Origin of the sequence: Mycobacterium sp. DBP42 (assembly GCF_005924235.1) — a bacterium.
Classification (GTDB): Bacteria; Actinomycetota; Actinomycetes; order Mycobacteriales; family Mycobacteriaceae; genus Mycobacterium; species Mycobacterium syngnathidarum.
The window spans coordinates 200,564-213,966 of the sequence record NZ_VCMY01000001.1 but is presented as its reverse complement, the minus strand read 5'-3'; the positions used below and the strand labels follow the sequence as shown (position 1 = coordinate 213,966).

The window sequence follows — 13,403 nt, the reverse complement described above, 5'->3', positions numbered from 1 at the left end:
GCTCGTCATCGCGGTCGTTCATGGCTGCTTCCCTCCGTCAGCTCGATGCCGTCATGCCGAGTACCTGTTTGAGCGCCGCCTGCATATCGGGCAATTCGATCCGCATCAACTGCGACTCGTCCAGCTCCGACAGGTTCGTACCGTGGACCTCGCTGAGCCGGTATTCGCGTTCCTCTTCGGCCGCCTCGATCACGTTGCGCACGAAGCGGCCGTTGCCGGCCAGATCGATCCCGGGGCGCAGCTGCCCCGATTGGTCGAGGGCCTCGCTCTGGCACAGCGCGACACACGAACTGACCAGCTCTTCGTAGGCGGCCTCCGAAAGTTCCGAGTCCCTGGTGCGGGCGACCAGCTTTCCGATGTCTCCGAGTTCATGAGGACCGTACGAGCCGAACCGGATTCGCTTGGTGAACCGTGACGCCAGACCGTCGTTGGAAGCCAGGAAGCGATCGATCTCGGCGTCATAACCGGCGATGATCACGACCAGGCGATCACGGTCGTTCTCCATCCGGGCCAGCAGGGTGTCGACCGCTTCCCGGCCGAAGGCGTCGCCGCCGGACAGCCCGGTCTGGATCAATGTGTAGGCCTCGTCGATGAACAGCACCCCGTCCATCGCCGAGTCGATCAGCGCGGTCGTCTTGATCGCGGTGCTGCCGAGATGCTGGCCGACGAAGTCGTGCCGTTTGGCCTCCACGATGTTCGGCGTGCGCAGCAATCCCAGCCCGCAGTACGTCTGCGCCACCACCCGGGCGATCGTGGTCTTGCCGGTTCCCGGCGGTCCGGTGAACGCCAGGTGCAGGCTGCGCGCTGCGGAACTGAGACCCTTGTCACCACGGACCTTTGCCAGCATCGCCGCCGATTTCAGTTTGGCGACTTGAAGTTTGACCTCCGACAAGCCGATCTGCCGGTCCAGTTCCTCTTGCGCTGCCCGCAGGTATTCGTTGCCACGCTCTGACAGGTCCTCGGCCATCAGGTCTTCCGCGGACGGCACGCTGGCCGGGTCCCAGCGGTCGGAGCGCGAGTCGACGATCTCTTTCGACGTGATCACCAGGCGGTACTTCGGATCGGCCAGGGCCGCTGCGTTCGCCTCGAATCCGGGATCCTCGCTGTAGATCCGTTCGAAGATCACCCGGGCGTCCTGCTCTTCGCCCATCTCCCGCAGGGTCAGCCCTTTGCAGAACTCCGCTGCCCGTCGCGCTCCGGGGACCGGACCTTCGATTGCCCGGTCGAGCCGGCGGATGCCCTCCCCGAACAGGCCCATCTGCGCGCAGGCCGATCCGACCATCAGATCGGCGCCTGCGCCGATGTAGCTGTCGGTGAACGATCCCGACTTGCTCAGCGCGCTGAGGACGTCCGGCCAGCGCTGGGTGGTGAAGTGCAGTACGCCGCGAATGTAGGCCCGGATCTCACCGGTGTCGCCGTCGTGCGCCGTCGTGACCTGTTCCAGCTTGTCGAGCACCTGCTCAGCCTCGTCGAAATCTTTGGCGCCAATCATGCTGGCCGCGTAGGCAAGCCACATCTCGGTTTTGGTACTCAACGGATAGTCGAGGTACAGCCCGGTCTGGAAGCGCCCGCTCAGCGCTCGTTGCGGTAGGCCGAGTCGGCGCTGCTCGCGGAACAACGAGAGTGTGCTGGTTCGGTACAGGTGGTAGACGACCTCGGGGCTGGTGTCGCCGGTGGCCGCGCGGCCGAGCCACGCGTCGCACATATCCGGGTCGTATTCTGTTGCCCGCCGGAACGCCAGCGCGGCGTACGGCAGGTCGCGCTCAGTCTCCAGCCCGTCGATGGGAATGCCGAGCGACAGCACTCCGGCATCGAAAACCCGCTGCGCATCGGTGGATCCACTCATCGGAGGTGACACATCTCCTCACTACACGGTCAGCCGCGATTCGCCCGTGAGTGTACTAAGTTGAGCAGAATGGCACAGCCGGTGCAGTCAGCTGGCGGAACGATTTCGGTGCGCACCACCGAACGCGGTCTGCCCGTCGCACTCCGCCTCGACCCCGTCGAGTTGCAGAAGCCGCCTGCGCAGTTGGCCGACGAGATCGTGGCACTGTGCCGGTTGTCGGCGGCCCGCGCTCAGGTCGAGCGCAGGCGTGAGCTGGTCGAAAAGGGTTACAGCGCTTCGGTGATCGATCCGCTGAAGCTGGCGACCGAAGACGAGTTGGCCCGCGCAGAGGACGAGGTACTCGGCGACGAGGACGGCCTTCCGACGACCTGGGGCAGGTCGGTATGAGCGGTCTTGCCGACTCGCTGATCGGCCGCATCCGCAAGCAGCGTGATCTCGTGCAGGCCATGGATGAGCACTGCCAATCGATTTCGGCGCGCGTCACCAGCCGTGACGGCAACGTCAGTGCCGAGGTCGACGGCTTGGGTGCGATGACCGGGCTGTGGCTCGGACCCGCTGCGCACAAGTTGGGTGCCGACGCACTGGCCAAACTGATCGTCGAAACCGCCGGTGCCGCCGCGCAGGTGGCCACTTCCCGCCAGCAGTTTCTGTCCCAGGAGTTCGCGCAGCGGATGCAGGAGCTCCAGCAGGCGCCGCTGACACGTTGGGATGGCAGCACTTTCGAACCGGAGGATTAGCGGCTCGTTGCCACCACGATAGCCGGCCGAAGTTCGCTCATTCGAGACCACGCCGGGTTCCCCCCTGCCAGCCCAGCATGGACGGCACTAATTGACGTTCGCTGCCGATATTCGAAACCGGTTACGGCACATGGCGTTTCTCAAGGTCGATCGGATACGAGTGCGGATCCGTTGCCGGCACACCACATTCCACTCGCGCCCCATTGCCGACCGCGCGGGCAAACAGGGCCGCCTCCGCCACTGTGACCAACGGGCCGGGCCTGGCCTGCGCGGTACCACCGCCAGGCACCCAACGCTCCCGCCGAAATCACCGCGACCAGCAATTCTCTCAGTTCTTCTAATTACCAAAACGAACGATTCACGCACCGTTATTCGGCCCGAAATACAAATAGCTGCAAGCGGTTCGCGCCGCTATAGTTTATTGGTCTCGTGCCCACACAGCTCCGCTTCCAGCTGGAAAGGTATTAGCACGATGAGCGACATTTTCGCCGCCCAACCTTCGGGCATGGCCGCCTTTTCCGCTGCCAACGAAGCGGCCGGAGCCGCGATCACCACCGCCGGTTCGGCCGACTCCGCGGCCATGCTGATGTCAGCGGCGGCTGCGCTCGGTCCCATCGGAGCGGTCTATCTGGCGGCATTCGGACCAGCTCAGGCTCATAATCTGGCCGGCACGCTGCTGGTGGGCGGGATACATGCCGCTACCGGCGCCGCCACCGAAGGCGCCCGGTCCGCCGTCCTGTCGAACGACAACGCCTAGGCCCGACGCCATATGCCCACAGTGTTGCCTCCCCAGCCGGTAACCCCGGTTGGCCAGCTAGCTCAACACGTTCCCGGCTACGACGCCACACCGGTTATCGCTGCTCAAGAACTGAACCTGCAAGACTTTCTGAATTTGCCAGTGCGGCAGATTCTCGAGCGCCTGGGTTTGCCGCCAATTGCAGATCAAAAGCCGGCAGAAGAACCGCCACCCGAAGGCCAGCCCGATCAGCAGCCGCCCGCCAATCCCATGGACCCGAGCGCACTGATCAGCCCCGTCACCGACGCACTCAGCACGTTGGGCAGCGGCATGTTCGAAGGGGTCGACCCGACGACGGTGCTACCGGCCATCTCCAAGATGCTCCAGTCGACCGGTGGCTCCATGTCGAAGTCGGTCAGTTCAGTGGGCGATGCCTGGCAGGGGGCGTCCGGCACGGCCGCTGCAGCCAAGACCACGTCCGCGATCACCGATGGGGCCGAGGTCAGCGCCCAATCCGATGCCCTCGGCAGCAGCCTGACCGCGGCCGCCGCCAACGTCGGCCAGGCCAGGGTCAGGCTCATCGAGATCATCACCGAATTCGCCGCGACGATCGCGGCCATCGGGCCCATGATCATCTTTCCGTGGGGCTGGGCAGCGGCAATCGCCGCGGCCAACAAGGCAATTGCCACCACGGCCGAGGTGATGACCGAACTGCAGGCTTCGTTGGCGACACAGGCCGCCCAGGTCACCGCGGCCGGTGCGCCGGTCGGCATCACCGCCGCACCTGAGGGTGCCTCGTCACTGGCCGGGCTGGCCTCGCTGATGCCGATGGCGATGAAAGGTGCCGAGGCAGGCGTTCAGGCGGGGACCGGCGCAGCGTCGGCGGCCAGTCAGGCCGCCGCGAATCCGGCGATCGACCCGATGGAACCGGACGCTGCCGAAGCCGCCGACGCCGAGGGCGGCCCCGCGATCGGGGGAGCAGGAATGGGCGTCGGCGGTGCCGGCGGAGGGATCGGCGGCGCAGCAGTGCCTCGCTCGCTACCGATGTCATCCATGCTGCAAGCGGAAAGTACCAGTGCCCCAGCGCAATCAGCTGCACCGCGGATGAGTGGTGCAGGGCCGGGCATGATGGGAGGCGCACCCATGGGGGCGATGGGCGCCGGCCAGGGCGCGAATGCCTCATCGAGCAACAACCACACATCGGCATCGTTCCTGCACACCACCGACCAAGGCAGCGAGATCGTCGGCGATCTCGGCACCGCGGCGCCCCCGGTCCTCGGGGAGGCCGACCCGTATCAGACCCCGGACGTCGAACTCCGGATCTAGCCAGCCCGTTAGGAGAACCGTCATGGCCGACAACGCCGGTATGTCCATTCAGCCCGCCGAGGTCCAGGAGATCAGCAATCAGCTCGACGAGCTCGCCAACCGCGTCCAGCGGGTGATGATCGACGAGGCACCCAACCTCACGGTGACACCGTCGGCCCGCGACGAGGTCTCGCAACGAATTGCCCAGACCCTCAACGAGGTCCACGCTTCGTTCGGTACCTCCGCCGATCAGGGAATGACCGAGATTCACGAAGTGGCAGCCACGCTGCGCGGCCACTCGTCCAACATCGCCGCTTCCGAGGACTTCGCCGGCTGATCATCCACACGACCATCTGATTTCTGTCGACGAGGGGAGGTTTCCGGGCGTGGGGTTCACCGACGTTGCGTGGGAGTCGCGCAGCACCGAGCAGCTTGCTCGCGACCTCACCGAGGGACCCGGCCCGGCGTCGGTCGGCGGAGCCGGTGCCGCCTGGATCCGCGTGGCCAACGAATTGGCAAACATCTCCGTCGATTTCGACAAACTGGTGGCACGCCTGCGGACTGCCTGGGACAGCCAGGCCTCCGACGCGGCGGCACGGCGCCTGGAGGAGTTCGGTCGGTGGCTACAGGCAATCAGCCTCAGCGCCGCGGGCAACGGTCAACGCGCCGAGGAAGCCGCAGTCGCCAACACCGTGGCGGTTCTGGCGATGCCCAGTGTGTCAGAGGCCGTCGAGGCGAAGACCGCCCAGGACATGATGGCCTCGCTGGCCGCGTACAACGGGGCCGTGCTGACCGGGTCGTTCGCCGAGTTCGACGCGGCCGCCACCGCTGACCAGGCCAACGCGGCGGCCGTCATGCAACAGTACGAGGAGGCGGCTGCTCCCCTGGCCCAGCCGTGGGAACAACCCCTACCCCCGCAGGTGTCAAAAGGCAATGCGCTCAAGGCCGAACAGGGTGGCGAAGGCGGCGCCGGCGGGGGCGGTGGATCCGCCGGGGGTGCTGCAGCGGTGCCTCCACCACCCCTTGCCCCGATGTTCGCACCCGGCATCAAGTCCAGCGCTGATCCAAAGGCTCTGCAGAAGACCGGATTCGCCGGGTCAGGTGGAGCCGCGGGAGCGGGCGGGATGCATGGGGCGCCCTATGCGCCGATGGGTGCCATGGGGCGCGGTGATCAGCAACGCGAGTACGAATCGGTGCAACCCGCGGCGACCTTGGACGGTGCGGGCGAGCCGGGGGCGGGAGTTTCCGACGCCGGACAATCCTGGCTTCCAGCCGCGCAGCAGAACGACGCACCGTTCATGGTGTCGAATGTCAGTTGGGGTCCTGACACCGCGGTGTTCGACGAGTTCGCCGCCCCCGAGGCACCCGCAGGCGAGGGCTTCGCCGATGAACCGGAGCGCACGCTCGAAGCGGTGGACAACGGTTGGGTCACTCCCCCGGTGATCGGTGTCGACCGGGGGCTCAACATATGACGGCCTCGCTCGCTCCGCAGTTTGTCGTCACCGATGACGAACTGCACGTTCTGGCAGCCTGTCTCGGTGTCCAGGCGCTGCCGGTGGTGCTGAACCTGCGGTCACGCCACCCCACACAGACGGCACGGGCCGAGGCCATGGGCGAGGCCACCCGGAGCCTGACCGAGCGCGGCCTGCTGTCGGCCGGCGAAGTCGGAACGGAACTCGCCGCAGTGGTGCAGTCACTGCAACGGCCCGACCGCGAGCTCGCGATGCGCCTGGTGACCCCCGATGGCCTGGCTCGCGTCGCGGTGGTTCGGTATGGAGCGCAATGCGTCTCGGCTTGTCGAGTCCGTGACGAGATCACCCTGGACCTGATCGACGACGGCGCGAGCCTGTCCGGTGCCGGTAGTTCATTGCTCCGGCGGCTCCCGGCATCCACTCCCGCCGATTTCTCTCCGGTCGGTGCCCCGCTCACCGAGGCCGCCCAGGCCCTGTCGGACACGCATGATTGCACCGAGTTGTCCGACCAGGTCCGGGCGCTGGGAGCCGACACGCGCTCCGCGATGACGTTGGGAGCGGCGCTCGCGTCACGCTTGGCGTTCGCCGAGATCGTCTACCAAGCGCTTGACGACGACCTCGACCGGATCTCGCGCACGCCCGGGGCGGTCGGGATTTTCTACACCAAGCGTGGACGGATCGTGGCCGCACCGAGCGCCTCGCCCACTGGCCAGTTGTGGACCACCCTGAAGCCGGGGTCGGACCACACGATCAAGCAGGCCATCGGCCAGCTTGTCGAGCTGTCCGGCTACAGATGGGGGGACTGCTAGATCCGCTCCGTGTTCACCAGCGAGTTCTCAACAGACCTCCGGCAATTCGTGCCGGGTATGACAAAGAGAGGTAAAGCATGACGCTCCATCTGACGCCTGCGGAAGCTCAGAGCAAGATCGAAAACATCGACAAACAGATGATGGATGTCCGGCGGCTGGCTTCCCAGATCCTCGACCAGACCGAGGCCATGACGGCCAGCTCGTGGACGGGCGGCAAGGCCGCCAAGTTCCGCGGAATCATGACCCAGCACCACGAGGACTTCAACTACGTCATCAACAACCTGCAGCAGATCGTCGACAAGGGCAAGTCTGACATCAACGCGCTTGTCACCCACGACGCCGACTAGCAGCTGCCCGGACACAGGAAAGGTTTGATCAATGGATACAGACAGCATTCGGTACCAGTACGGAGCCAACTACGCATCCCTGGACGACATCCAGGGAGCGACCAACAACGCGCACGCGATGCGGGAGGAAGTCAGCCAGGTATTCGCCGCGCTGCAGGGCGTGTATGAGGGCGACGCAGCAGCAACCCTGCATCAGAAGCAGACTCAGATCCTGCAGCAGATGGATGCGATCCTCAACGAGATCACCCAGACCCGGTCCGGTGGCAATCAGTCGCAGGAAGACGCGGCGGCACTCGACAGGCACCTGGCCGGCGGCTTTTAGCGCGGCACTCCGTCAGCGGGCTCGGTTGGCGGCATCTCGCCACCGAGCCCGCTTGCACATCCCGTTCGCGGCAGCGAGAGTGAAAGGGGCTCAACGTGATCACCGATGAGGTGGCCCCGCTGCGCCATGGCGTCGAACCGTGGTTCATGAGCGGTCTCGAGTTCCGTTGCGTATGGGAGGCACTCGGCCTCGACCGCTTGCCGTCCCCGCTGTCCTACCGCCATCGCGGACGCACGTACATGTCGGAGGTCGAAGCCGACCGCGCAGCGGCGCTGACACGGCTACGCGAGAGCCTGAACCCGAATCGTGTTCGCATTCTTGAGGCTTTGCGCTACCCGGCTTATATTCTGCAGGGATTCGGCCAGATCGAGTCCGGCGCGGGGCAGCAGATCTATCGTCTGCTCGGATTGATCGGCACGACCGGCTATTGCGCGGTGATCACGCAGGACCCCAGCGAGCAACTCATCTTCGGTGAAGACGTCCAGATCATCGGATGCGTGAACGTCGATTTTCCGCAGGTGGTCCTCGAAGCGCTGCCGGCATACCACCCTGGGACCCGTCCTCGTAAGGAGGAGCTGCTCGAGGACCAGACACCGACCTCGGCGCTTCGAGACGCGAAGATCACCGGATCGATTCTGCTCAGCGGATCCGCCGAGTTCACCAGGGATTACCAGCTGCGCGACGCCACCCACCTGACGCTGATCAACATCGCCGACGACGGTGCTTATGTGGTCAACGAGGGCACCAACTCGTTCCAGATCATTCCGGCGACCGTGCCCAATCTGATGCAGGTCTTCAAGAAGATCGAGAAGCGACAGTCAGAGGCGTTGGCAGAGAAGCTGTCTGCCGAGAGAGCGGACCGGGAATTCGATGCCCTACCTTGACACCGTTTCCGTGTACGTGCCCGAGGGCACGGACAGCGCAGGTCGCCCCATGCATCTCGCGACCGCGGCAGCGGAGATGCAGTCGGTTCACGAAATGGTGGAGGCCGCCGGGCGTCAGATCGACGGTGCCGCGCTGTCCGCGGCAGCCGAAAGCTTGGCGGCCTCATTCCATTGCGGCACCCTGTATCAGGGCGAACACTTCTGGCCGATACAGAACTCGATCCAACAGTCCGTGCTGGGCAGGACGTCCGCGGGTTCCGCGACGGAGATCCGGCAGTTCTGTTCCGGCGGCCTGTACGGCTTGATGCTTGCCGACGCGGTGCTGCAGGCAGGTTGGGCCGGCGATTACGCGATGGTGACCGGTGGCGACAGCATCTTCTACTTCGACCGGCATGAGTATGCCGCCAGCCCGGCGACCGAGGGTTCGTTGCTGGGCGACAGCGGCTTTTGCGCGCTTCTCAACCGCAATCATGGTTTCGCCCGAATCGTTTCCGTCGCGGCCCGGTCACACAATCCATCTGAAGGAATGATGCACGGGAGAGCTGACGGCGCCATCGATGATCCGACGTTCCCGACGTTGGCGGATTGGATCGACCGGTGGGAGAACTATGACCGGCGCGGGCCGGGCACGGTGAGGGACAACGCAATAGCCAGCTTTCGGGTCGCCGTCGGAACCGTGACGGAGTGCTATCAACGCGCAGGCCTGAAGCCCGATGACGTCGATTGGTTCGCCCCGTCCTTCATCGAGCCGAGCTACGTCACGGACATGCTTGCCAAACAGACTCACCTGCAACCCGCGCCAGGCCTCTACGACTTCGCAGGACAGTTCGGGCATCTGACCGTCTCAGATTTCGGCGTCAACCTCGCCTATCTGATGAACAACAAGATCGCCAAGGTGGGCGACCTGGTGCTGCTGTACGCCGCCGGTAACTTCGTCAACTCGGCAGCGGTCCTCCTTCGCGTCGAGAAAGAGGTGACCGTGCCATTCAACCTCACTGCGTGACATCGGGATCCGCATAACCGACCAGTACGGAGGAGCATCATGACCAACCCTTGGGCCGGACTCAACGCCGACACCGCGAACAAGAAACTCTACCTCGACCCGGCCGTGATCTCGACGCTCAACCGGGCGTTCGAGCCATACGAGGAAAGCCTCCAAACTCTCCAGGGGCACGCCCTCGACGAAACCACTGGTTATTTCGGGACACCGGCCAACCCACTCGCGAGTCTCGTCGAGAAACTCTTCGATGGTCGCGGCAAGCAGTTGACGGATTACGTGACCGACCAGTTGACGCAGTCGACAGCATTCATCGAGACCGCCCGGCACGCGGCGGAAGCGATGCGCTCCAACCAGAACGACTAGTTACCGCACGAACGAACGGGTTGAGGACATCATGAGCGGCTTCGGAAATTATCTCGGTGCAACGATGGGCACGAGCACCAACGAAGAGGGCCGCAGTGGTGCCGTCTATGACAACGCGTTCGTCGAGAATTCCAATTACCCCAAGCGCGCTGCCCTGATCGGCGATGACGGCGGCTTCGTCCAAGTGTCGAAGGGTCTGAGGGAAGAAAACAAGTTCGCCGAATATCAGCCCAGGAGCGAGCTTCTCGGCGACCTCGACCAGGTGTTATCCGACAACAGCACGTATCGTGAGGTCCAAGACGAACTCACGGGTCCTCAGAAGCTGAACTGGGAGGACAAAGAATTCGTCATGATGCAGGGGGAGAAGAATTCGCTCAACCCCGAACAGATCAGCAATCTGGCCGCGAACTGGAAGACCAGTGGGGACAGCTTGAAGAAGGATTCCGAGGATTTCAAGGAGACAGTCCGCAATGAAATAGCCGGAAAATGGTCGGGTGAGAGTGCCGCGGCGGCCGAAGCGGCATCCCACCAGGTCACGGCGAGTTCGATCAATGATTTCAAGCCAGCTTCAGACGCCATAGCCAACCGGCTGACGGTGTTGAAGGAGGCGTTCGAACAAATCAAGAGAGATTTCCCGGACGATCACCCAAACGACCAGTTGCTGGACGACGGCAAGTTCAACAAGAGTGAACTCAACTCGGCCATCGATAGTTTCAATGCCAGGTACCACATCGATGGTAGTGGTTACCTGCGGAACAACGATGACGGTTACGTGACCGCGGCCGATGCCCTCAAAGAACTCGAAGAAATCAACAACTCCATCGATGCCTACCAACAAGCCGTCCAGCTGTTTAAAAACGTGTACAACCCGGCTGTGGAAGCGGCAACGCAGAACTTTCCCCAACTTCCGGCACTGCCGCCGATAACGTACGGAGATCCGACGGCCCCCGGTGGCCCGGGCGGTCCGGGCAGCCCCGGTGGTCCGGGCAGCCCCAACATACCAAGCCCCGGCGGCCCCGGAGGCCCCAGCGGCATCAAGCCTTTCGACAAATCGGCTCTCGACAAACTGAACGCCACCAAACCGACAGACCTCGACAAGCTCAAACCCATCGACCAAAAGCCGATCGATCAAAAGGATCTCACCACTGATCCGACCAAGGACGCTCTCGACAGTCTGACCGATCCCGCCAAGTCGGCAATGGATACCGCGACCAACGCCGCCAAGGACGCGATCGGCCAGGCGATGGATGCCGCCAAGAACGCCACCCAGAACCCGCTGGGGCAAGGGATGGGAGGCCCGCCCGAGGGTGTCCTCGGCCTGGGGCCCCAAGGGCTCGGCGGCGCCGGCGCCGGGGCCGGCAAGGGCGCAGGAGGTGCCGGGGGCGGAGTTCCGTTGCGCGGCATGCCGAGTGGCCTGCCGAGCAGCGCGCCCGCAACCGCCGCGGCGAAGATGCCCGCTGGGGCGGCCGGGGCCGGTGCCGGTCTCGGTGCGGGCGCGGGCAGCCCCGGAGCAGGTGCCCCGGCAGCGGGTCAGCGCGCCGGCGATCAGAACGGGAAGGGCCACCAGGTCAACAAGGCCTTGCGACGGAAGAAGAACGGCAAGGACGTCATCGGTGGCGCTGACGCGTCGGTTCCGGTGGTCGGCGCCGACGAGGAAGCCGAGCAGCAGGAGAGATCACCGGCCGACCAGGCTGAGCCCCGGCGCCGTATTCCACAGCGCGGTAACACCTGGCAGCCCGACTCGGCTGTCCAACCCGGACCGGTGCGTCCGGCCCCTGGGCAGCAGTTCACGCCGGGTCGCTCAGAGTGAGGCGTCAGGGCTTGTCTTGTTGTTCCAGGGCGTCAGCGGTGGTGTGGAGGCCGTCGGCGTAGTAGTCGAGCAGGTCGGTCTTCGCGGTGATCGACCCATCGACCCAATCCAACTGCGCTTTATAGCCTTTCGCCCCGTCGGCGAACTGCTTGCCGATCTTGTCGTGCCCCCAGGCTTCGCCTTCTCCGGCGAGCATCTGCATCAGCGCTGAATGCACTGCTTTCATGTCGTTGCTGACGTAGGCGAGGTACCGCGCAGTCCCTCGTAGGTCAGCGGGCGTGATGCCGAGCGGTACGGTCATCGCGCACTCCTCACGGTGGGGAAGTCGTCGGGTTCGTCGTGGCCCTGCGGGCCCGCCACCCGGGTCGACAGCAGATCTCTGATGTCGGGAGCACCCTCGACGATGTCGGACAGCGAAGGCATCTGCTCACGCCGCTGGGCCAGTGGGGCTAGTAATTCCGCCACCTGCTGTTCGATGTCGCGGGCGGCATCCTGGGCCGCGTCGGTGATGTGTCGTCCGAGATCGGCCAGATCGTGGTCATCCAAATAGGTTTCGCTGACCGCCGTGTGGATGACGACGCCGTCGCAGTCCACGGTTACCGTGACAGTGCCATCAGCACGAGTGGCCGCCGAGGACAGAGCTGACCGCTGCGCCTCGACCACGGCGAGATCGGCGAACTGTTCCTGAACGAGTGCCAGCGCATCGATGAGTTCATGCCGTGCCGCATCGTTGTCCATGTCTAGTCCCCGTCTCCCCCGCTACTCGCCGCCGAAGCACCGCCCCCGTCTGCTGTCGCAGCCTTGGTGCTGTGTGCCGCGGCTCGGCCCCGCACTCCGCCGGTGACGGCGGTGGGCACCGATCCGAGGACGGAAACCGGGTCGATCTCGCCGCCGGTGGCCAGTGCTCCGGTCACCTTCTTGGACATGCCGGCGACGTATCCGACGGCCGCACCCTTGACGGCCGAAACGCCCAGTGCGCGCTGGCCATAAATGCTGACCGTGCCCTGGGCGGCACCGCCGACGGAGTTGGCCACGGCGACGGTTCCCAGCCGGTTCCAGTCGTAGCCGTTCTGATGACCTTTGGATTGCTGGATGTTCTGGATGAACAGTTCCTGCCCGAGGGCTTCGGCCGCCTCGACTCCGGATTTCTTGATGATCCGGTGCACGGTTGTCTTCGTCATCGCCTTGCCGAGGTCGGTCATGACGTCCTTCATCAGCACCATCACCATGCGCTGGATCGCCGCGGACGTGCTCACTTCGATGAGCGGGATCTGGGCCGCCGATGCGCCGAAGGTCACCGAGGTTTGAGCCAGTGCCCAGGTGATCTCGAACGCCGCGATGGCCAGCGATGTCAGAATCTGCAACTTCGTGTATTCGATGTTCTTGCCGGTACTCTCGGCGAGCTCACCGAGCGCCGCCATCGCATCGGCGAGTTTGTCGACGGTGGCGTCACCGTCGAACAGCAACGCGAACTGCTGGTCGGCGGTGCCTGCGGTGACGCCCTGCAGGACGGCCCTGGTGCTGGCCCGCATCCGATTCAGTTCGGGGATGAGATCTCTCAACTGTTCGGCGCGGTCACCCCATTCACCGCCGATGCGGAACATGGCGTCTTCGTCGCCCTTCGGCCATTGCGATCCGACCAGGTACGACACCCATTGCAGGGGGCCGGGGATCTGCAGGGTCACCCGATCCCCCATCGGTGAAACATTCTATGCAGCATCGCAATTCACGCTATTGCGCGCTACCGCAGACCGCCATGCCAGACGGCCTTG

17 protein-coding genes are annotated in these 13,403 nt (G+C 64.6%); 13 read left to right on the top strand and 4 right to left on the bottom strand.

Translation table 11 applies throughout. From position 1 onward, the window contains the following. Positions 1-37: 37 nt before the first annotated feature. Positions 38-1,846 (bottom strand): type VII secretion AAA-ATPase EccA, encoded by a 1,809-nt coding sequence (gene eccA, locus E0T84_RS01015; protein WP_138743508.1) that lies wholly within the window; start codon positions 1,844-1,846, stop codon positions 38-40. Between the two features lie 69 nt (positions 1,847-1,915). Between eccA and E0T84_RS01010 the strand changes: the two genes are divergently transcribed. The 13 genes from E0T84_RS01010 (at position 1,916) to E0T84_RS32630 (ending at position 11,631) form a co-directional block, all read left to right on the top strand. Then, positions 1,916-2,233: a hypothetical protein gene (locus E0T84_RS01010; protein ID WP_070943806.1), complete on the top strand. Its 318-nt coding sequence runs from the start codon at positions 1,916-1,918 to the stop codon at positions 2,231-2,233. Next, a complete protein-coding gene (locus tag E0T84_RS01005) occupies positions 2,230-2,583 on the top strand; it encodes a YbaB/EbfC family nucleoid-associated protein (protein WP_138743507.1) in 354 nt (117 codons plus the stop codon). The genes E0T84_RS01010 and E0T84_RS01005 overlap by 4 nt, the downstream gene beginning before the upstream one ends. A 472-nt stretch (positions 2,584-3,055) precedes the next feature. Beyond that, positions 3,056-3,340, top strand: coding sequence for a hypothetical protein (locus tag E0T84_RS01000; protein ID WP_138743506.1), 285 nt, complete (start codon positions 3,056-3,058; stop codon positions 3,338-3,340). A 141-nt stretch (positions 3,341-3,481) separates the two neighbouring features. Then, a complete protein-coding gene (locus E0T84_RS31745; protein ID WP_171054846.1) occupies positions 3,482-4,645 on the top strand; it encodes a hypothetical protein in 1,164 nt (387 codons plus the stop codon). A 22-nt stretch (positions 4,646-4,667) separates the two neighbouring features. Then, positions 4,668-4,961, top strand: a complete 294-nt coding sequence (locus E0T84_RS00980; RefSeq protein WP_138743504.1) for a PE domain-containing protein — start codon at positions 4,668-4,670, stop codon at positions 4,959-4,961. Between the two features lie 49 nt (positions 4,962-5,010). Further along, positions 5,011-6,096: a PPE domain-containing protein gene (locus E0T84_RS00975; protein WP_138743503.1), complete on the top strand. Its 1,086-nt coding sequence runs from the start codon at positions 5,011-5,013 to the stop codon at positions 6,094-6,096. Next, complete coding sequence (locus E0T84_RS00970; protein WP_138743502.1) at positions 6,093-6,905, top strand: ESX secretion-associated protein EspG; 813 nt, start codon at positions 6,093-6,095, stop codon at positions 6,903-6,905. The genes E0T84_RS00975 and E0T84_RS00970 overlap by 4 nt, the downstream gene beginning before the upstream one ends. Before the next feature lie 77 nt (positions 6,906-6,982). Further along, positions 6,983-7,252, top strand: a complete 270-nt coding sequence (locus E0T84_RS00965; protein WP_070943799.1) for a WXG100 family type VII secretion target — start codon at positions 6,983-6,985, stop codon at positions 7,250-7,252. Between the two features lie 31 nt (positions 7,253-7,283). Beyond that, on the top strand, positions 7,284-7,574 hold the full coding sequence (locus E0T84_RS00960) for a hypothetical protein (protein WP_070943798.1): 291 nt from the start codon (positions 7,284-7,286) through the stop codon (positions 7,572-7,574). Between the two features lie 95 nt (positions 7,575-7,669). Beyond that, the gene (locus E0T84_RS00955; protein ID WP_070943797.1) at positions 7,670-8,458 is read left to right on the top strand and encodes an ESX secretion-associated protein EspG; all 789 of its coding nucleotides are present in this window, start codon (positions 7,670-7,672) and stop codon (positions 8,456-8,458) included. Between the two features lie 49 nt (positions 8,459-8,507). After that, positions 8,508-9,461: a 3-oxoacyl-[acyl-carrier-protein] synthase III C-terminal domain-containing protein gene (locus E0T84_RS00950; RefSeq protein WP_165617743.1), complete on the top strand. Its 954-nt coding sequence runs from the start codon at positions 8,508-8,510 to the stop codon at positions 9,459-9,461. A gap of 39 nt (positions 9,462-9,500) precedes the next feature. Beyond that, positions 9,501-9,821 (top strand): hypothetical protein, encoded by a 321-nt coding sequence (locus E0T84_RS00945; protein WP_070943795.1) that lies wholly within the window; start codon positions 9,501-9,503, stop codon positions 9,819-9,821. A 31-nt stretch (positions 9,822-9,852) separates the two neighbouring features. After that, positions 9,853-11,631 carry a hypothetical protein gene (locus E0T84_RS32630; RefSeq protein WP_075908998.1) on the top strand — a complete coding sequence of 593 codons (1,779 nt, stop codon included), beginning with the start codon at positions 9,853-9,855 and terminating at the stop codon, positions 11,629-11,631. Between the two features lie 4 nt (positions 11,632-11,635). Here the strand turns inward: E0T84_RS32630 and E0T84_RS00925 are convergent, their stop codons facing one another. From E0T84_RS00925 to E0T84_RS00915, 3 genes are read right to left on the bottom strand one after another with little or no spacing between them, the layout of a single operon-like run. Beyond that, the gene (locus E0T84_RS00925) at positions 11,636-11,932 is read right to left on the bottom strand and encodes a WXG100 family type VII secretion target (protein ID WP_070943793.1); all 297 of its coding nucleotides are present in this window, start codon (positions 11,930-11,932) and stop codon (positions 11,636-11,638) included. After that, positions 11,929-12,369 carry a YbaB/EbfC family nucleoid-associated protein gene (locus E0T84_RS00920; RefSeq protein ID WP_070943792.1) on the bottom strand — a complete coding sequence of 147 codons (441 nt, stop codon included), beginning with the start codon at positions 12,367-12,369 and terminating at the stop codon, positions 11,929-11,931. The genes E0T84_RS00925 and E0T84_RS00920 overlap by 4 nt, the downstream gene beginning before the upstream one ends. 2 nt (positions 12,370-12,371) lie before the next feature. Beyond that, positions 12,372-13,328: a hypothetical protein gene (locus E0T84_RS00915; RefSeq protein ID WP_138743498.1), complete on the bottom strand. Its 957-nt coding sequence runs from the start codon at positions 13,326-13,328 to the stop codon at positions 12,372-12,374. Between the last annotated feature and the right edge of the window lie 75 nt (positions 13,329-13,403).